The 18,115-nt window shown below is 71.0% G+C and carries 18 protein-coding genes; 12 read left to right on the top strand and 6 right to left on the bottom strand.

Annotated elements, in window-relative coordinates; genetic code table 11:
* Positions 1–28: 28 nt before the first annotated feature.
* A complete protein-coding gene (locus ABD208_RS14630; protein WP_344104184.1) occupies positions 29–490 on the bottom strand; it encodes a hypothetical protein in 462 nt (153 codons plus the stop codon).
* Positions 491–734: 244 nt separating this feature from the next.
* Here ABD208_RS14630 and ABD208_RS14635 point away from each other — a divergent pair, with 244 nt between their 5' ends.
* A complete protein-coding gene (locus ABD208_RS14635) occupies positions 735–974 on the top strand; it encodes a hypothetical protein (RefSeq protein WP_344104187.1) in 240 nt (79 codons plus the stop codon).
* A 268-nt stretch (positions 975–1,242) separates the two neighbouring features.
* Here the strand turns inward: ABD208_RS14635 and ABD208_RS14640 are convergent, their stop codons facing one another.
* Both ABD208_RS14640 and ABD208_RS14645 read right to left on the bottom strand, forming a co-directional pair.
* Complete coding sequence (locus ABD208_RS14640) at positions 1,243–2,100, bottom strand: hypothetical protein (RefSeq protein ID WP_344104189.1); 858 nt, start codon at positions 2,098–2,100, stop codon at positions 1,243–1,245.
* 325 nt (positions 2,101–2,425) lie between these two features.
* Positions 2,426–3,133, bottom strand: a complete 708-nt coding sequence (locus ABD208_RS14645) for a hypothetical protein (protein ID WP_344104191.1) — start codon at positions 3,131–3,133, stop codon at positions 2,426–2,428.
* A 333-nt stretch (positions 3,134–3,466) separates the two neighbouring features.
* On the opposite strand from ABD208_RS14645, the gene ABD208_RS14650 reads away from it, so the two are divergent.
* The 4 genes from ABD208_RS14650 (at position 3,467) to ABD208_RS14665 (ending at position 6,067) form a co-directional block, all read left to right on the top strand.
* Positions 3,467–3,763, top strand: coding sequence for a hypothetical protein (locus ABD208_RS14650; protein WP_344104193.1), 297 nt, complete (start codon positions 3,467–3,469; stop codon positions 3,761–3,763).
* A 380-nt stretch (positions 3,764–4,143) separates the two neighbouring features.
* Positions 4,144–4,530: a TFIIB-type zinc ribbon-containing protein gene (locus tag ABD208_RS14655; RefSeq protein WP_344104195.1), complete on the top strand. Its 387-nt coding sequence runs from the start codon at positions 4,144–4,146 to the stop codon at positions 4,528–4,530.
* 139 nt (positions 4,531–4,669) lie between these two features.
* On the top strand, positions 4,670–5,026 hold the full coding sequence (locus ABD208_RS14660; RefSeq protein WP_344104197.1) for a TFIIB-type zinc ribbon-containing protein: 357 nt from the start codon (positions 4,670–4,672) through the stop codon (positions 5,024–5,026).
* A 144-nt stretch (positions 5,027–5,170) separates the two neighbouring features.
* Positions 5,171–6,067, top strand: a complete 897-nt coding sequence (locus tag ABD208_RS14665; RefSeq protein ID WP_344104199.1) for a M23 family metallopeptidase — start codon at positions 5,171–5,173, stop codon at positions 6,065–6,067.
* A 146-nt stretch (positions 6,068–6,213) separates the two neighbouring features.
* Here the strand turns inward: ABD208_RS14665 and ABD208_RS14670 are convergent, their stop codons facing one another.
* Positions 6,214–6,657, bottom strand: a complete 444-nt coding sequence (locus ABD208_RS14670; protein WP_344104201.1) for a GNAT family N-acetyltransferase — start codon at positions 6,655–6,657, stop codon at positions 6,214–6,216.
* A gap of 93 nt (positions 6,658–6,750) precedes the next feature.
* On the bottom strand, positions 6,751–8,043 hold the full coding sequence (locus ABD208_RS14675) for an arginine deiminase (protein WP_344104204.1): 1,293 nt from the start codon (positions 8,041–8,043) through the stop codon (positions 6,751–6,753).
* 87 nt (positions 8,044–8,130) lie between these two features.
* On the opposite strand from ABD208_RS14675, the gene ABD208_RS14680 reads away from it, so the two are divergent.
* Complete coding sequence (locus ABD208_RS14680; RefSeq protein ID WP_344104206.1) at positions 8,131–8,598, top strand: HtaA domain-containing protein; 468 nt, start codon at positions 8,131–8,133, stop codon at positions 8,596–8,598.
* Between the two features lie 198 nt (positions 8,599–8,796).
* A complete protein-coding gene (locus ABD208_RS14685) occupies positions 8,797–10,467 on the top strand; it encodes an AAA family ATPase (RefSeq protein ID WP_344104208.1) in 1,671 nt (556 codons plus the stop codon).
* 57 nt (positions 10,468–10,524) lie between these two features.
* On the opposite strand, the gene ABD208_RS14690 is transcribed toward ABD208_RS14685, so the two are convergent.
* Complete coding sequence (locus tag ABD208_RS14690) at positions 10,525–11,346, bottom strand: metal-dependent hydrolase (RefSeq protein WP_344104211.1); 822 nt, start codon at positions 11,344–11,346, stop codon at positions 10,525–10,527.
* 528 nt (positions 11,347–11,874) lie between these two features.
* On the opposite strand from ABD208_RS14690, the gene ABD208_RS14695 reads away from it, so the two are divergent.
* The 5 genes from ABD208_RS14695 to ABD208_RS14715 all read left to right on the top strand — a co-directional run bounded on the left by ABD208_RS14695 (position 11,875) and on the right by ABD208_RS14715 (position 18,079).
* Positions 11,875–12,345 carry an HNH endonuclease gene (locus tag ABD208_RS14695; RefSeq protein ID WP_344104213.1) on the top strand — a complete coding sequence of 157 codons (471 nt, stop codon included), beginning with the start codon at positions 11,875–11,877 and terminating at the stop codon, positions 12,343–12,345.
* A gap of 124 nt (positions 12,346–12,469) precedes the next feature.
* Positions 12,470–14,137 carry an ATPase gene (locus ABD208_RS14700; protein WP_344104215.1) on the top strand — a complete coding sequence of 556 codons (1,668 nt, stop codon included), beginning with the start codon at positions 12,470–12,472 and terminating at the stop codon, positions 14,135–14,137.
* An 86-nt stretch (positions 14,138–14,223) separates the two neighbouring features.
* Complete coding sequence (locus ABD208_RS14705; RefSeq protein WP_344104217.1) at positions 14,224–14,742, top strand: GNAT family N-acetyltransferase; 519 nt, start codon at positions 14,224–14,226, stop codon at positions 14,740–14,742.
* A gap of 43 nt (positions 14,743–14,785) precedes the next feature.
* Positions 14,786–15,829 carry a hypothetical protein gene (locus ABD208_RS14710; RefSeq protein ID WP_344104219.1) on the top strand — a complete coding sequence of 348 codons (1,044 nt, stop codon included), beginning with the start codon at positions 14,786–14,788 and terminating at the stop codon, positions 15,827–15,829.
* A 75-nt stretch (positions 15,830–15,904) separates the two neighbouring features.
* A complete protein-coding gene (locus tag ABD208_RS14715) occupies positions 15,905–18,079 on the top strand; it encodes a bifunctional serine/threonine protein kinase/MFS transporter (RefSeq protein ID WP_344104222.1) in 2,175 nt (724 codons plus the stop codon).
* The last annotated feature ends 36 nt before the right edge of the window (positions 18,080–18,115 follow it).

Below are 18,115 nucleotides of genomic sequence, written 5' to 3' on the forward strand. Positions count from 1 at the left end.
CAATCACCCCTCCAGCATCTCGGAGGGGTCAGTCCCAATCCGTCGCTACAGGGTCAGTCTCAACGCGTCGTCGACAGGCCCATCCGTGATCCTTACTGGTGGCCGGCCAGATCGGGACATCATTGGTCGCTCGCGATCCTGCTCGCGGGTGCCATGCCTGCTGCAGAGCGATCGCCGTCAGCATGAAGCGCAGCGCGACCCCTCGCGGGGACATGATCCGGGCCGCCGGTGGACGATCCTCCTTCGGGGGCAGCGACCGGTCCGAGGCCGTACGAGACTCCGGGGCGTCAGCCCAGTATGCGAACCCGTTCCGCACCCGAAGCGCGCGACGGAGTTCACCCCCCGCCAACCGCTTGAACGCGGTGCGTGCACCGTCCACCGACCCGGACATCGCCGCCGACTCCAGCCTCGCCAGCCGCTTGCTCAGCGCCTGGCGGCGCTTGCCGGTCAGCGGCCGCCCGAAGTCGGCCTCAATCTCGGCCATGGTCATTGGACACCCCAATCCTCGATCTTGCTCTGCACGCTTTAACCCGCCTGGTACATGTTCCAATATTTGATGTTGTGAGTAACTGTGAACTGGCGGGTCAAGCCTACATGCACCCTGCCTCGACTGCCAGGTTCCGAGCGAGGAAGCTTGTACGTGCGGTCGCTTCGGGACCGCGAGTCAGGGCGGCTCGCACCGGACGGGGTGCGAGCCGCCAGCAAGTTCCGCCCGCGAATAGGAGGAAACAAGCTTGAAGACCACTGTACGACGACAGGGCTCCGAGGAGCGCGGACCCGAGGGGCTGGTGAGCCTGAGGTCCGCGGTGATCTGGTTCATCGCCCTGCTCCTGGCTACCTGCGCAGGTGTGGCAGCAGCTGCTGTCGCCGCGGAGGCGGGAACAGGGGTGAGGATTCTGATCGGCCTGGCCTGCGCGGGAACCACCACACTGGCTTCCGTGGAGTCGCTCAACCGCCTGATCGGCGAAGGCTAGCAGTCTAGTCACGACGAGCGAGACCTCGGAACAAGCACGACGGCCTCTTCCGGCTGGTGACTGGCATCTGCCGTCACCAGCCGGGGACCCCACACCGAGCGTCTCGCAATACCACTGACGTGTCTTCCGATCTGACATCCGGGGATCCTCAGACGTGGATGCCAGTGGCTCCGGCAAGATGGCGGGATACGAGGTTCCTCAGCGACATCTGACCGGGCCCTGGAGGCCGGATGGGAGGCTTACCCCGCCGATTCCGGTCCATCCAGCGCTACTGCGCGTCCGCAGGGCTCACCGCAACTCCTTCCGCCAGGAGATAGGCGAGAACCCGATGGGCGAAGCCAGTTGCAGCCCAGCGGTCCTCGAGCTTCGTCGTGTCGAACTTGGGGGTCTGCGACGATCGCGACGTGGCGGACTGCGCCTTCTTGGTCGCCTTGTCGTAGTCGTCGAGCATTTTCTTGAGGTCCTGCTCCGCGGATGCGAGCCCGTGGCGCTGCAAAGTCCCAAGCAAGCTCGGCACGGCATCCGCGAAGCCTTCACGGGCGGCAATCACCTGCTGAACCGTCCATCGCGGGCGGCCTCGCCACGCACGCTCCGCGTGGTCCGCTGCGTTCAAAGGCGCTGGCTCTCGCACCACCGTGCCACCAGCAGCCAGCGTGGGAGGCCAGAAGTTCGCGAGATAGTTCAGGACGGCAATGTGCGGAGCTTCCAAGTCATCCATCGCGCGAAGGATGAGGTGGGTCTCGTCGAGCTTGGCCGTGTCTTCAGCAAGAATCCCATCAGCGAGCGCCCGGCCCAGCCCGCGAATCTTGTCCTTGTTTCTGGTGCGAGCCCCGGCCGCGAACGCAGCGCCGCCAACGAGCCGTTGCATCTCGCCTCGACGCACCTGCTCAGCAAACTCTGTCGGCCCGGTCCCGGCGTGTTCAGCCGCCTCAACGAGCACTCCGGTGGCCGACTCCCGTGAATCCGATGAGAACTCCTCGAAGACCTTCATCATCAGAGGCTCCAGGATCGGCGTGACAGCCGCACTGACGATACCGCCGACTGGTCCAGCAACAGCTGTTCCGGCAAGCGCTCCGATCGCGGCCGCTGAGGCCTTGACTCCGACATCCCGGGTGTCTTCCTGCATCTCTGAATGCTACGGGCTCGCGTCGCGTCGATCTGTGGCAGGACCCGGACGGAGCGCACCGAGCACCCACCGGCCATGACGGTTTCGGCTGGGCACCGCTCAAGTGTCAACCGTCCCTCGGGCAGTCCCGACGCCGCCCGGTACGGCGCACGGCATCCGGGACTTGGTGTCGAAGAAGCGGCTGAGGTCGTGGAGCTCCACCTCGGCGGGCTCTCGATGGGGCTATCGCGCGCACCATGGGAGCCGGCCGCAAAGCGGTCCGGCGCGCACTCGTCAAGCTGGCGTTGATATAGGTCGATGAATACCAAGGCAGACCCGGTGCAACCTACTGTCTGCCTACAGCATCGGGGTGTACCTCAAAGCCAAAGGTCTCGCCGGTCTCTCCCAAGGCATGGTTTCTCCCGCACACTGCGATCGCGACCCAGATGCGCTCGACAGCCGTCGCGATGCGCCCGTGGAGTGCCCGGATGAACTTCTCCCAGGCCTCGTTGTCGCCAACATCCTTCACCGCCTGCTCATATAGAGTTGCGACTGCTGGGTCAGCGAGCGCGGCTTGTTCGATGTTCTGCCATGCGTCGCCAGGGCTGACCGGTTGCGGGGCATCGCCCAACTCATCGAGGTAGTAGAACCGTCCCATGCGTCCGTACATGTCGAGCGCTTCGATGATGGGCGCGACGACAGGGTCGTTGTCGACCTCGGCGAGGAGCTCGCGAACATACTGACTCTTGTTCGCGGTGCGCACTCGCAGTTCGTTCATGACCGCCACGTGCATGGAGACGAGCTTGTGCCCCTGCTTCTGCATCTCTGACTTGGTGGGCCACCTGTGGTCGCAGTCCAGGGCAATGAGCCCGAGGGTCAGCTTGTAGAGCTTCTCGACGCCGATCGACAACATGGTCAGGATGGGGTCGCGGGTTGTGTCGATGAACGCGCCAGTGCGGACGACCCGGATGCCATAAGCGAGCAGGTTCCGCGTAGAGGTCATCTCCGCGAGCAGAGCAAACCCCTGCTGTCGGTCCAAGTCTACGATCGCCACGGTCTCAGGCTAGATGGTCACGGTTCCTGATCCACAACACATCACAGATCCTGGCGCAAGTAGGACGGCGATACTCGCCGCCGAGTTAAGGGGAGCCAACGATCTCCAAGGGCGGCGTGGAACCATGCGAACCAGGAGTGTCGGCTTCCGGGCTGGCAGTGTGGAACCGCAACCGCAAATGCGGCTGGTCCAGGCCGGGTGTCGGCAGGTTAGGTAGACGGGTAGGACGAGACATGGCAGCACCTCCTGGGCGTGTCGGCGTTGGAAGTTCGCCGTAACGTGGACGGCGAGGCCGCGACGCTCCAGGCGCGCGGAAGGAGAAGGGGGATCGCAATGTCGACCGAGCATTACGAATTCAGCGAGGACCGAACGCACCTCGTGAAATTGGCGCAAGGAGGCTCGTCGTTCGCCCCGAACGGCAAGGTGGTACTGGCCGTTGTTCTCCCCGGTGACGTCACCCACCTGATCAACTACGGCGACAGAAGCATCGAGACGACCATCGTCCACGGGGTACTGCACATCCAGGGAGTGCAGACCGCCTCAGCAGCACGGAGCTACAAGACGTGGCTCTACCACGAGAAGATCCCATATAAGGCGCGGCCGCTACCACAAGCCCGCGTGCTGCGCTGACTCACGCCACGTTGCCGAGGTTGGGCTGTTCGCAGTTCCGCTGGCGGATCAGCCCGGTCTCGGCGACATGTCGCGGATCCGTGCCTGGAGGGCGCACGCGCGGATGTTCGCGGCCCGCTTGGCTTCTTCGTCCACGGCTGCGGCAGCCGCGCTGGCTTTCGAGTTTCCTCAGCAGTGCCTGGCGGTGGTGGCCTGGAGGCCGAAAGGGACGCCTTGCCCAGGCTGACCAGTGCACTCGGCCACCTCCCACCGGTGTGATTCGAGGACGTCACAGCCCAGCCGACACCATCCTGGCGGCCTGGTGGGCCTTGGAACCATCGCGCTGGTAGGCGCGTTGACGTCTCCGAACACCCTGCCACCAGATCACAAGGAGCCATCCCATGCAGTGTCCTATCGACCAGACGCCGCTCGTAATGACTGACCGTAAGGGTGTGGAGATCGACTATTGCCCGCAGTGCCGCGGCGTGTGGCTGGACCGGGGCGAGCTCGACAAGATCATCGACCGCGCCATCGACTCCGAGATCGCCGCAGAGAACGCAAGGCCCACCGCCGCACCGGCCGCTCCCACGACCCCGCAGCCCGTGCCGCCGCAGCCCGCGGGCTACCCCGCGCAGCCCCAGTACGGTGAGCGCCACTACGACGAGCGGCACTACGAGGGTCGCCGACACGACGACGATGACGACTACCGCCGCCACGACCACTACGACCCCCGGTACGGCAAGAAGAAGCGCAAGGAATCCTTCCTCGGCGAACTGTTCGACTTCTGACCCACCCGTCAGGCAAGCCCGCCTTCGGGAAGCAGTAATCAAACCCCGACCAGCGCCGTCGCTCGCAAAGACTGTCCCGTCAACAAACGCGGGCGACGCGCTGGACAAGTCCCATCCAGATGGCCCTATGTAACGACGCGTGGTGGAGATCGACTACTGCCCGCAGTGCCGTGGTGTGTGGCTGGACCGGGGTGAGCTCGACAAGATCATCGACCGTGCGATCGACTCCGAGATCGCGGCCGAGAACGGCGGCCGCGCCGCGGCTCCGGCCGTGCCGGCGGCGCCGCCCGCGCCGCGGCCGGTGCAGGCCCAGCCGGCAGCGGGTTACCCGGCCCAGCCGCAGTACGGCGACCGCCGCTACGAGGAGCGCCGCTACGACGACCGGCGCCAGGACGGCCACCGGTACGACGACGACCGGCGCCACGACCACTACGACCCGCGCTACGACAAGAAGAAGCGCAAGGAATCCTTCCTGGGTGACCTGTTCGACTTCTGAGCGCCCCCGAGCCAGGATGACCGCCGGGGAAACCCCCGGCGAATTTCCCTGAGATGGGGAGATCTCCCCTTGTTCGCGGAGATCTCCCCCGGCTTCCATGGTCCCGCCCCACCTGTCCCGCACGCATGTTGAACAGGAGAGACCATGAGAAGCACTCCGTCTCGCATGTCCCGCATCGCCCGCCTCGCCGCCGCGGCAGCCGCCGTCGCCGGCCTCACCCTCACCGCGGCGATCGCCACCGCCCCCGCCGCCACCGCGGCGATCAGCCACCGCTCCCCCTTCGCCTGCGGCAAGACCTTCTACGCCAACAACTGGTCCCCGGGCCACAACCCGGCCGGCTCCATCGACTGGCAGAGCTACGGCGGCGACGCCATCGCGGGCGAGAGCGTGCTCGCCACCGCCGGGGGCACCGCCTACTTCGACAACGAGGGCAGCACCTCGTACGGCAAGTGGGTCAAGGTCGTGCACTCGGACGGCACGCAGACCCGCTACGCCCACCTCGACACGATGGTCCGCTCGGCCGGGCAGTCCATGGCGGTCAGCAAGGGCACCAAGCTCGGCACCGTCGGCTCGACCGGCGGCTCCAGCGCGCCGCACCTGCACTACGAGCAGCGGTTCTCGGGCGGATCGGTCGACACCAGCCCCACCGTCGACGGCGTCACCGTGCCGCTGGGCAGCCGGATCGCCGTCGCGAGCAACGACGACTGCGGCGGGAGCTCCAACCCGTACACGCCGGGCGAGGTCTGCGGCAGCGCCTTCGACCCGATCGACAGCGCGGCCGTGACCGGCGGCCGCGTCCACCTCATGTACAACCCGGCCACGGGCTACAACTGCGTGGTCACGATCAAGAGCACGAACATCGGCCGCGCCAGCGCCGTCTCCGCGTTCCTGGAGGTGCAGGGCGGCACCCGCACCACCGACTCCGGCAGCTACGCCTACTACGCCGGCCCGGTGAAGAAGTACGCGCCGAACGCGTGCGTCCGCTGGGGCGGCTCGGTGGGCTCCAGCAGCTACACGAGCCCGTTCGAGCACTGCGGCTGATCTGGTCAAGCCGCCGGGGATCGGCTCCCGGGCGGCAGGTCCCGTCGTAGGTACGACGACGCCGCACGGGTGCGGCAACACCTAGGTACGACGACGCCGCGGCGCGATCGGCTTTCCCGCGATCGCGCCGCGGCTCCCTCGTCCTCTCAGACCTCGCGCCCGAAGTGGTACGACGTGATCCGGTACCCCTGGCGGAAGTACAGCCCGTGCGCTGCGGCCCGCTCCGCCTGGACCCCCGAGTCGAGGTGCACCTCGGTCACCCCGTCGTCGGCCGCGATCTCGTGCACCCGCTCCAGCAGCGCCGACGCGTGCCCCTTGCCGCGCTCGCCCGGCAGCGTCGAAAGATCGTCGACGTAGCAGAACCGCCCCCAGGCGAGGTTGGTGCCGAACCGGAAGCCGAGCGTCGCGACGGCGTCCGTGCCGTTGGCCCGCTCGTCGTCGAACGCGCCGAGCAGGCGGTAGCCGTCCGGCCGCTGCACGTCGTCGACCTGCTTCTCGAACGATTCGGCGTCCTTCAGGTGCGGCCGCAGCGCCTGCATCGCGCGGAACGCCAGGTGGGTGCTGGGCGGGAGGATCTCGAGTACGGCCACGCCGATACGGTAACGGCCCCGGCGGCGTCGTCGTCCCTTTTCACAGACCTCTCACGGCAGCGCGCGGCCGGCATCCGGCGGACGCCGCATGGCTCACACCGGATCCCGCACGATCGGGCACGTCATGCAGTGCCCGCCCCCGCGCCCCCGCCCCAGCTCGCCGCCCGCGATCTCCAGCACCTCCACGCCCGCCTTGCGCAGCAGGTCGTTGGTCGTGGTGTTGCGGTCGTACGTGAACACCACGCCCGGTTCGACGGCGACGCAGTTGTTCCCGGAGTCCCACTGCTGCCGCTCCGACTCGAAGAGGTCGCCGCCGGTCTCGATGACCCGCAGCCCGTCCAGGCCCATCGCGTGCGCGACGACGTCGAGGAAGCTCCGCCCGCCGTCGACGTCGGACACCCGCACGCCCCGGCTCCCCGCCCCGTCACCCTCACCCGAGGGCGTGAGCACGAACGGATGGATCCCGTCCACGATCCGCGGGTACACCGTCACGGTGTCCACGTCCACGAACGTCATCACCGTGTCCAGGTGCATCGCCGACCGCAGCCGCGGCATCCCCGCGACCACCACCCGCTCGGCCGCCCCCTGCTCGAACAGCCGCGCGGCGACCTGCGTGATCGCCTGCCGGGACGTGCGCTCGCCCATCCCCATGAGCACCGTGCCGTTCCCGACGGGCATGATGTCCCCGCCCTCGAACGTGGCCCGGCCGTGGTCGGCCTCCGGATCGCCCCACCACACGCGCGAGCCGGTGAACTCCGGGTGGAACTCGTAGACCGCCTTCATCAGCAGCGTCTCGTCCCGCCGCGCCGGGTAGTACAGAGGGTTCAGGGTGACGCCGCCGTACAGCCAGCAGGTCGTGTCGCGCGTGAACAGGGTGTTCGGCAGCGGCGGCATGAGGAACTCGCGCTCGTCCGGGCTGAAGGCCGCCAGCGCCCGGTGCCCGGGCGGCAGCTCGGGCACGTCGGCGACGGCCAGGCCGCCGATCAGGTACTCCGCGAGCACGTGCGGCGGCAGCGACTCCAGGTACTCGCGCGTGGCGCCGACGAGCCCGTCCCCGACGATCTCGGGCACGATCTTGCGATCCAGCAGCCAGTCCCGCGCGCCCGGCACGCGCAGCGTCTCCGCCAGGAGCGCGTGCAGCTCGACGACGTCCACGCCCCGCGCCGTCAGCTCCGCCACGAACGCGGCGTGGTCCTGCTGGGCGCGCTCGACCCACAGCACGTCGTCGAACAGCAGCCCGTCGGAGTTCGACGGCGTGAGCCGGCGGTGGGCCAGCCCCGGCGCGCACACCAGCACCTTGCGGAGCCGCCCGACCTCGGAGTGCACGCCGAACTCGGCGCCGTCGTTCCCGGACGCGGCTGCGGTGACGGTCGCGGTGTCGTTCATTGCCCCACCGTACGACGGCGCCCCGTGCCGCGACCTCGACGACGCCCGGACGGTGCCGTGGGCGCGATGCCCCGATAAGGTCGTCCCGTGCATCTGAACTGGGGAATCAAGCCGAGTCTGCTCATGTATGTCGCCGGTGCGCCCGGCGGCCGCCTCGCCGTGGCCCCGGAGGTGGGAGGCGACGGCGCGGAGTTCCGCTTCCCGGGCGACGCCGGCCGGTCCGCCGGCCTCGAGGGCGGCGGCACGACGCCGGACGCGGACGCCTTCGCGTTCGGCGGCTCGGTCGCGTTCTTCGGCCACTTCGGGACGTTCGTGGGCGAGGTCGGGGACCCGGAGGTGCGCCGCGCCGGGGACGACTGGGTGATGTCCGTGCTGGAGCGGGACTCCGGCGTGCGGACGGACGCCTTCCGGCTCGTGGGGCAGCCCGAGGACAAGGACGGCGCTCTCCACTGGGCCCAGGTCGAGGTGAGCCACGCGGGAGCGGTCCTGTGGGGCGGCAACTACCCGGCGGGCACGGCCTTCGAGCCGATCAGCGTGGAGTTCGGCGAGGGCTGAGGCCGCGCCGGCGGCACTCACTCGCCCCGCCGGCAACGTTCCTGGTGAGCCCTGCGGCGGTCGCCGCGCGCACCGCCGCAGGGCCGCTGGGCATGTCGGTCCCGACCGACCCGTCCGGCGTTTCCGGTCGCTTTCTCGCGCGGTTTGGCTCAGGCTGGCTCCTGCGGGGGACGAGAGCAGACCACGAGGAGCACGCGGATGAGCGCCGACACCGTGCGCAGATGGCCGGTCATCGAGGCCGTCGTCAGGAACGACGGGTCCGGGGAGGTCCGGATCGACGGGACGTCCTACCCCGTCGCGACCTCCAGCCTCGAGGAGGCCCGGGTCGAGGTCCTGCGCCGGGTCACGGAGAGCGCCGTCGCGGCCGGGCGGCCCGTCCGCGCGAGCGCGGAGGGCCCCGAGGGGATCTGGAGGCTCGTGGTGCACCCGGACGGGACGGTCGTGCCGGAGGAGGACGGGCCGACGCCGTCGGGTCCGACGCCGGTCGTCACCCGGGACGACGCCGGCCCGGCGGCCCCTGCCCCGGACCCGGAACCCGACGTCACCCGGCGGCGCATCCCGCTGAGCCCGCCCCCGGTCCGCGCCACCGATCCCTTCGGGGAACCCGCGCCGGAGCCCGGGCACCAGGCGAGCGCCGCTCCGGCTCCTGCCGGCGCGGCGGGGAACGCCCCCGCCGGACCGGCACCGGATCCCGCCCCGCCCGCGGCTGACACCCCCGCGGCACCAGCCCCCGCCCCCGACGTCGCGGTCGGCTACGTGGCGGTGGAGGGCCTGACCCCGGACACCGACCCCGGCGGCAGGGTCCCGAACGGCTCCCGCCTGGACCCCGGCCTGCGCGCGCCCGCCTCGCAGCACGCGCGCACCGCGCCGTCGTCCCCGAGGGTCCCCGAGCGGACCGGCGTCCCGGACCCGTTCCATCCCGACGACGGCCCGGGCTCGCGGGCGCACCGCGAGGCGCGGGGGTCGTTCCTCACCCAGGTCTCCGTGGAGGAGCCCGCCGAGCAGGGCTTCCGGGGCTGGCTCACGCGGATCGGCGTGCGAATCCCGCCGAGCACCGCGGAGCGCGCGATCCGGGCGGACGAGCGCGAGGTGAGCCAGCACTGGCCCGGCCCCCGGACGATCTCGATCGTGAACGGCAAGGGCGGAGCGGGCAAGACGCCGTCGACCGTGCTGCTGTCGGCGGTGTTCGCGCAGTACGGCGGCGCCGGCGTGGTGGCCTGGGACAACAACCAGACGCGCGGCACGCTCGGCTGGCGCACCGAGAAGGGCCCGCACGACGCGACGCTGCTCGACCTGCTGCCGCGCACGGACCACCTGCTGGGGCCGTCGGCCCAGGCCGCCGATCTGGCGCGGTACGTGCACCACCAGACGCGCGACCGCTACGACGTGCTGCGGTCCAAGCCGATGGCGATGGCGAACGAGCAGCGGATCGACCCGTCGGACGTGGACGCGATCCACTCCGTGCTGAGCAAGTACTACCGGCTCATCGTCATCGACTCGGGCAACGACGAGTCCGACCCGATGTGGCAGCGCATGATCGACCTGTCCGACCAGCTCGTGATCGCCACGACCACGCGCGACGACCACGCCGAGGCGGGCGCGCTCCTGCTGGAGGGGCTGGCCGAGCGGGACGGGCGGTCGGCCTACCTGGCGCAGCAGGCGGTGGTGGTCGTGAGCCAGGCGGACCAGAAGGCGCCGCCCGCGGAGATCCGGAAGGTCGCCGCGGGCTACGCGCCCATCGCGCGCGAGGTCGTCACCGTCCCGTTCGACCCGGGGATGGTGGACGGGCACCTGCGCCACGGCGCGCTCCGCCCGGCGACCAGGCGCGCCTGGCTCGCGGCGGGCGCGGCGGTGGCGCGGGGGCTGTAGGCGGACGCGCCCGTCGCCGTCGGACGACGACGGACGGCGACGCCGGACGACGACGTCTCAGGCGATGCCGAAGACCTGGTTCCAGAACCCCTGCGGGTAGTACCCCATCTGGCTCAGCAGCGCCCACACGATCCCCACGACCGCGTACAGCGACACCGGGATCAGGAAGATCCACTCGCGCACGGAGCCCGCGTTGCCCAGGATCGGCATGGCGAGGCTGCCGTTGCGCTTCCAGAACGACGTGAGCTCGATGATGCCCTTGCCGTCCCGCGCCCAGCGCGGGGAGCGGAACTTCAGGGGCCAGAACCACGGCACGCCGTTGGTGGTGATGAAGTCGCCCAGGTTGTGCACCACGCAGCCGAGGGCCACGCAGAACGGCATCCAGAACCATTCCTCGGGCGCGAAGACCGCGATGAGGGCGGCGAGCACGACCGACGTCGTCCACGGCAGGATCTTGGTGTCCCGCGTGATCTTGAGCGCCTTGAGCGCGAACGCGACCAGCAGCACGCAGAGGATGCCGGGACCCACCTGGACCGTCCCGATCCCCTCGATCCCGGTGTCGACGCGCACGAAGCTCAGCAGCCAGGCGATGGCGGTGAAGACCACGACGCCGAGGATCGAGTGCGTGCCCTTGCGGTGCCCGCCCGAGACCGTCTCGACCACCTTCACCACCCAGTTGGACACCGGCGACAGGGCGTTCGCGATGGTGCCGCTGTGGTGGTCGGCGTCGGGCAGCAGCGCGGCACCCGCGCAGACCAGGGCTCCCGCCAGGACGCCGGTGTCGGACACCCCCTCGTACCAGCCGAAGGCGAACGGGGCGGTCGAGGTCACGGCGACCCAGGCGGCTGCGCCTGTCGCTGCGTGATGTCCTCCCATCATGGGATGTGGGCTCCTTCCAACTGACTGTCCGTTCCGCCGGGAAACGCCCGGCCGAGGGGTAACCGTAGCGCGAGACACCGACATCCGGTGTGAGCAGGCGGGACGGAACGAGTGCGGCGTGTCGCACAGGCGGGTTCCCCTGGTTTGATGAATTCTTGGGAACGGATACCAAAAAGGCATGGACGGACCAAGGCTCCGTGTGTACCTTTCTTCACGACGAGGTCACCCGATCTCGTCACCTGGCCGTACTCGAACGGCCGGCAACGCAACAGGCACCAAGCCCTCCGGAACGACCACCAGAAAGGACGGGACGCTCATGATCCGCTGCGCACGCGCCTCGTCCTACCCGACCACCGCGCAGCACCTCCTGGACGGCCGCGAGGCCCTCCGAGGCGCCATACGCCGCTGATCCGGCCACTGCCGGACCAGCACCCGTGTGCCGCCTCGAGAACGCTTCGCGTCCTGGGCGGCTTTTCTTTTGCACTTCTTGGCACCGACGAACGAGACGAACACGAAAGGAGCGGACCCGTGGCCGATGTCCTCGTACTGAACGCCGGTTACGAGCCGCTGCACCGTGTATCGGTCAAGCACGCGATCGGGATGCTGGTGCGGGAGGTCGCGGTCGTGGAGGAGGCGGTCGACGACCGCACCTTCGGGCCCTTCCCCTTACCGCGCGTCCTGCGGCTGGTCCGGTACGTAGCGATGCGGTGGCTCTACAAGCGCAGCGGCGCACCCGCCTGCACCAAGCAGGGGATCAAGCGGCGCGACGGCGCCTGCGCCTACTGCGGTGGTCCCGCCGACACGGTGGACCACATCCTGCCCCGCTCGCGCGGCGGCCCCTCGACCTGGCTCAACCTGGTGGCGGCCTGCTTCGCGTGCAACTCCTGGAAGGCCGACCGCACCCCGGCCGAGGCCGGGATGCTGCTGCACGTCACGCCGTACGTGCCGCGAGCCGAGTACGCGCGGTCCAAGCTGCACAAGGCGGCGCGGGTCGCGTGACCGGCGGATTGTCCTGAACCGGACGCCCGGGCTGTACCCTGTGCCGAACTGCGGGTGAAAAATCCCGCGCGCCGGGCCCAGGGTGGGGCCCGGCGTCCGGCACGACGTCCGAGGGGGCAGGCGCATGAGCATCGGCGCGGCACCGGGCTGGGATCGCGGCCATGTCGTCGCTGCGGTCGTCCGCGACGACGGCAGCGGCGAGGTCGTCATCGGCGGCAACTCGTACCCGATCTACATGACCACGCTCTCCCAGGCCCGCACCGAGGTGATGCGGCGGGTCGTCGAGCACGCCATCGCGCTCGGGCGGCCGGTCGCGGTGACGGCGCAGGGGCCGGAGGGAACCTCCGAGCTCGTGGTGCATCCCGACGGATCGGTCCGGCAGGGCGAGACGCCGCCGGAGCCGGCCGCACCAGCGTCGTCCGCAACGCCGTCGTCGTACGCAGCACCGCCGTCGTACGCAACGCCGTCGTCCGCGGCGCCGTCGTCCGCGGCGCAGCAGGGCCACGGCGACGTGCCCTACCAGGAACCCGCGTACGCGGGACCCGCGCAGGCCTTCCCCCAGCACTCGCTGCAGGCGCGGGGCGCGCCGGACTTCCCCTTCCCGCCGATGCCGGACCGCGCGACGCTCCGTCCGCAGGCACCGCCACCGGCCGCGGGTCAGGGCACGACGACGGACGCCGCGCACCCCGAGGCCCCGCCCCGCTCCTCCCCGTTCCCGTCACGGGCCGCCGCCCGCCGCCGGAGCGCGGCACCGCCGGCGATCCCGGTCGAGGGCCCCGGCCGTCCGCCCGCCCGCCCCACCGAGAACTCCGGCCGTCCGCCCGCCGCCCCGGCCGAGATGCCCGGCCACCCGCTCGCGCCCTACCCACCGGACAGCGACCGCCGCTCCTTCCTCGTCGAGGAGCGCGGCGAGGACCCCGCCCGGCGGGGCGTGCGCGGCGCGCTGGCGCGGATCGGGATGCACATGCCGCCGAGCGCCGAGGAACGCGCCGAGCGCGCCGACGAGGCCGCCGTCTCCCAGCACTGGCCCGGCCCGCGCACCGTCGCCGTGGTCAACGGCAAGGGCGGCGCCGGCAAGACGCCCGGCACCGTCCTGCTCAGCTCCGTCTTCGCCGCGCACGGCGGCTCCGGCGTCGTGGCCTGGGACAACAACCAGACGCGCGGCACCCTCGGCTGGCGCACCCAGCAGGGCCCGCACGACGCCACCCTGCACGACCTGCTCCCGCAGATCGAGCACTTCCTCGGGCCGTCCGCGCAGCTCGCGGACCTCGCCTGGTACGTGCACCATCAGCCCCAGATGCGGTTCGACGTGCTGCGCTCCAAGCCCATGGTGCTCGCCGACGAGCAGCGCATCTCGTCCGGCGACGTCGACGCCATCCACGCGGTGCTGTCCAAGTACTACCGGCTCATCTTCATCGACTCGGGCAACGACGAGTCCGACCCGATGTGGCTGCGCATGATCGACCACACCGACCAGATCGTGGTCGCCACCACCACACGGGACGACCACGCCGAGGCCGGGGCCCTGCTCCTGGAGGCGCTCGCCGCCCGCGACCCGCGCAGCGCCGAGTTGGCGCGCGGCGCCGTGGTGCTCGTGAGCCAGGCGGACCCGAAGGCGACGCCGCCGGAGCTCCAGCAGGTGGTACGGGGCTACCGGAACCTGGCCCGCGAGGTGGTCACGGTGCCGTTCGACCCGGGCATGGTGGACGGGCAGCTCAGCCTCCGCAGGCTGCGGCCCGCCACGCAGCGGGCATGGCTCGCGGCGGGTGCCGCGATCGCCCGGGGGTTCTGAGCGCCTCGATCGCGCGAGCACCGTTCTTGGCGCCATTTTGACCGGATATTGGCGCCACGCCGCCCGAACCTGCCATGATCGCCCGCGTGCCTCTCCATGTACGCGACGCCACCGCAGCCGACCTCGACGCCGTCGTCGGCCTCTTCCGGCAGTACCTGGCCTTCTACGAGCACGAGGCCGACGAGGCCCGGGTCCGCGAGTTCCTCGGCGCGCGGCTCGGCGCCGCGGACACGGTGCTGCTCGTCGCCGAACGGTCGGGGGACGACGCCGCCGGGGACGACGCCGCGGCCGGTGCCACCGGCGGTGCCACCACGGGTGACGCGCCCGCGGTGATCGGGTTCGCGCAGTCGTACCAGTCCTGGTCGTCGGTCAGCCTGGGGCCCGTGTGGGTGCTCAACGACCTGTTCGTGGACCCGGCCGTGCGCGGCACCGGCGCCGGACGCGACCTGGTGCGGGCGACCTGCGAACGCGCGCGCCGGGCGGGCGCGATCCGCGTGTCCCTGGCCACTGCCTGGGACAACGTCGCCGCCCAGGGCCTGTACGAGTCGGAGGGCTTCACCCGCGACGTGGCGTTCCTCCACTACGCCAAGGTCACCGGGGCATGAGCTGGTAGGTTCTTTTTCACCCGCGACGCCGAGGAGCCGACCAGTGTCCGACCCCACCGCCCAGTTCACACCCGGCATGAACCCCCGTCCGGTGCAGCCGGGCGAGCCGATGACCAGCCTGGTCTTCGACCAGGAGCTCGTCGGCAGGCTCCAGGCGCTGGAGCGTGGCGGCTTCGGCAACCGGGCCGAGCAGGTCATCGTCGACCATCTCGCGAAGATCGGGCAGTACCGCGCCGGCGGCCGCACACCGCGCGAGATCAAGTCGTACATCTGGAGCCAGATGCAGTGGGACGACGGCGGCGTCGTGCCCACCCCGACCGGCGACCTGCACTCGCTGCGCCGGTCCGTCCGGGCGAACACCGAGGTGATCGATCCCGTGGCGACCCGGCCGGGGGCGGCCGGGCCGGCGGATCCGTACGCGCCGGCGGATCCGTACGGGCAGGACGGCCCGTACGGGCACAGCAGCTCGCACGGGCAGCACGCGGCCGCGCTGCCGCCGGGGACCGCCCTGCCCGGCGAGCCCGCCGGCGGACCTGCCGACGGGCACGGCCCCGGCCCCGGCCCGGAGGACGACCGGGGCGGCGTCGGCGGCCGGATCGCCGGGGAGATCCTCGCCTGGATCCCGCGCGCGCTGCTGCTGCTCGGGATCTACCAGCTGGTGCGTCTCGTCCCGGGCTTCGACCGGATGCCCGACGTCTCGCTGTGGACCCCGTTCCGCGTGCTCGGCGACGGCGTGCTCGGCCTGCTGAACCTCGACCCGGCCTGGAGCGACCAGGCCGCCAACCTGACCATCCCGGCGCTCGGCCTCCTGGCGGCAGGCTTCCTCAACTACCTGACGCCGCTGCGCCGCGGGCGGCGCCTGGCCGTCTGGCCGTACTTCCTCGTGATCGTCGCGTGGGTGATCGTGTTCGCGGCGGGCGACCTCGGCGGCTGGCTGTCCGACGTGACGCAGGGGTTCCAGGAGGACGTCCGGCAGGGCGTCGAGGACGAGGTCGGCAGGCAGATCGACGAGCAGGTCGACAAGACCGTCGAGGAGCAGAAGGGGCAGCTGGAGGAGCAACTTCCGGTCCCGTCCCCGGCCGGCTGACCTCCGGGTGAACTTTCACGAGTCCCACGCCGCGGTCCTCCCCCGGCGCTCTTGACAGACAGTAGGCTCGTGGGCATGTCGGATCCGGACGCCACGAACCTGCAGCCGCGCATCGCCCAGGTGCCGCCGCCACCTGCCGGGACGGTGCCGGACCCGTACGCGACGCGCGTCCAGGCCCGCGTCCGGCCGGCCGGCACCCCGCAGGCGGCGAACTCGGCGCAGCCGGCGAACTCGGCGCAGGCGGCGAACTCGGCGCAGGCGGCGAGCCCCGCGCAATCCCCGGGCGCCGCTCAGCCGCCGCACCAGTCCGGGCAGCCAGGCTTGACCCAGGCGACCGGCCACGTCCCCGCGACGGGCGAGGTGCTCGGCGGCTTCGTGCTGCGCGAGTCGCTCGGGCACGGCGGCTTCGCGCACGTGTACTGCGCCGAGTCGGCGTCGGACGGCGTCGTCGCCCTCAAGGTGCTGACCAACACCCAGGACGGCTCGCGCGAGCGGTTCGTGACCGAGTCCGACCTCCTGGAGCAGCTCGGCGGGCGCGGCTTCCCGCGGTTCGTCCGCGCCGGGCTCGACGACCCGACCCCGTGGTTCGCCATGGAGCTCGTACCGGGCCGCACGCTCTCGCAGGTCGTGCAGGAGCACGGCACGCTGCCCCGCCAGGACCTGCTGCGCGTGGCCGACGACGTCGCCGGGGCCCTCGCCGTCCTGCAGGAGGAGCACTACCTGCACCGGGACGTGAAGCCCGCCAACATCATCGTGTCCGACGGCCGCTGCGTCCTGATCGACCTCGGCATCGCCAAGGGCCACGGCTCGCAGACCTCCACGCACGCCGCCGGGACCATCGCGTACATGGCGCCGGAGCTGTTCACCCGCAAGCCGCACCCGCGCTCCGACGTCTACAGCCTGGGCCTGCTGCTGATCTTCTGCGCCACGGGCACGCTCCCCAACGACCTGAACTTCACGGGCCGGGACCTGACCGCGCAGGACGTCGGGCCGGTGGACCCGGCGATCCTGCCGCTCGTGCTGGCGATGACCCGCAACGACCCGAACGACCGGCCGCCGCTGCACAACATCCTGCGGGCGGTGACGTCGATGTCCGCCCAGGGCGCGGCCGAGCCCGGCCTGCTGCACGCCGCGGAGACCACGCACACCGAGCGTGACGTGATGACCGAGGTGATCACGGCGGGCAGCGTCGCCGGTGCCGCGGCCGCGGGAGCCGCGGCGGGGGCCGCCGTGGCGCAGCAGGGGCCGGCGGCCACGCAGGTCATGCCGCAGCAGCCCACGCAGGGCCTGGGACCGGCCGGATCGCAGACCGAGGTGTTCGCCCCGGTGCGGCAGCAGCCCGAGCCCCCGTATCCGGCGGGGTCCCGGACCGAGGTCTTCGCTCCCGCGCAGCCGGCTCCCGCGCAGCCGCAGTACCCGGGGCAGCAGTACCCGGGTGAGCAGTACCCCGGGCAGCAGTACCCGGACCGGCAGCAGGGCTACCAGGGGCACCCGGGACAGCAGGGTCACCCAGGACAGCAGGGCTACCCCGCTCAGCAGGGCTACCCCGCTCAGCAGCAGTACCCGCAGGGCGGGCCCGGCCCCGCGTCGTCGTACCCGGAACCGCAGCCCCCCGCGCGCCGGGACGCGCGCGACGCGAACCGGCGCCCCGACGAGAACGACGACGCCGGCTGGCGCGTCCTGAGCATGGTGCTGGGCATCATCCCGGCCCTGCTGCTCGGGATCGCGGTGTACCAGGTGATCCGCCTGATCCCGGGCTTCGACGCGATGCCGGACCTGTCGCAGGCGCCGCTGTTCCTCGGGCTGGGCACCTGGCTGGTCGGCACGCTGAACCTGCCCGTCGAGTGGATCGGCACGACGGCGAACCTCGCGATCCCGCTGCTCGGGATGGTGGTCGCGGGCGTGTTGAACGCGATCACGCGGATCGCGGGCAAGGACGGCGGCCGGCGCCGGCGGATGTGGCCGTACGTCCTGACGATCACCGTGTGGATCGTGGTGCTGGGCGTACAGGGCGTCGTGTCGTGGGCGACGGGCGCCTGGGAGGACGCGAAACAGGGCATCACCGACGGCGTCAACCAGGAGCTGCGGGACCAGCAGGACAACCTGGGTGACCAGATCGGCAAGGCGGTCGAGGACGGTACCGGGAGCCTCGGGGACGGCGCCGAGGAGATCGCGAAGGAGCAGCAGAAGAAGCTCGAGGAAGAGGCGAGGAAGGCGGGCGAGGGCTTCCTCGAGGACGTGCTGCCCTGATCCGGCGCCCGCCGGCCCGCCAGGCGGGCACGCAGC

This window comes from Myceligenerans crystallogenes, assembly GCF_039529775.1.
Classification (GTDB): Bacteria; Actinomycetota; Actinomycetes; order Actinomycetales; family Cellulomonadaceae; genus Myceligenerans; species Myceligenerans crystallogenes.

Coding starts and splice junctions, on each gene's coding strand:
- ABD208_RS14630 (WP_344104184.1), bottom strand. CDS start 490: ATGACCATGGCCGAGATTGAGGCCGACTTCGGGCGGCCGCTGACCGGC.
- ABD208_RS14640 (WP_344104189.1), bottom strand. CDS start 2,100: ATGCAGGAAGACACCCGGGATGTCGGAGTCAAGGCCTCAGCGGCCGCG.
- ABD208_RS14650 (WP_344104193.1), top strand. CDS start 3,467: ATGTCGACCGAGCATTACGAATTCAGCGAGGACCGAACGCACCTCGTG.
- ABD208_RS14655 (WP_344104195.1), top strand. CDS start 4,144: ATGCAGTGTCCTATCGACCAGACGCCGCTCGTAATGACTGACCGTAAG.
- ABD208_RS14665 (WP_344104199.1), top strand. CDS start 5,171: ATGAGAAGCACTCCGTCTCGCATGTCCCGCATCGCCCGCCTCGCCGCC.
- ABD208_RS14675 (WP_344104204.1), bottom strand. CDS start 8,043: ATGAACGACACCGCGACCGTCACCGCAGCCGCGTCCGGGAACGACGGC.
- ABD208_RS14685 (WP_344104208.1), top strand. CDS start 8,797: ATGAGCGCCGACACCGTGCGCAGATGGCCGGTCATCGAGGCCGTCGTC.
- ABD208_RS14690 (WP_344104211.1), bottom strand. CDS start 11,346: ATGATGGGAGGACATCACGCAGCGACAGGCGCAGCCGCCTGGGTCGCC.
- ABD208_RS14700 (WP_344104215.1), top strand. CDS start 12,470: ATGAGCATCGGCGCGGCACCGGGCTGGGATCGCGGCCATGTCGTCGCT.
- ABD208_RS14715 (WP_344104222.1), top strand. CDS start 15,905: ATGTCGGATCCGGACGCCACGAACCTGCAGCCGCGCATCGCCCAGGTG.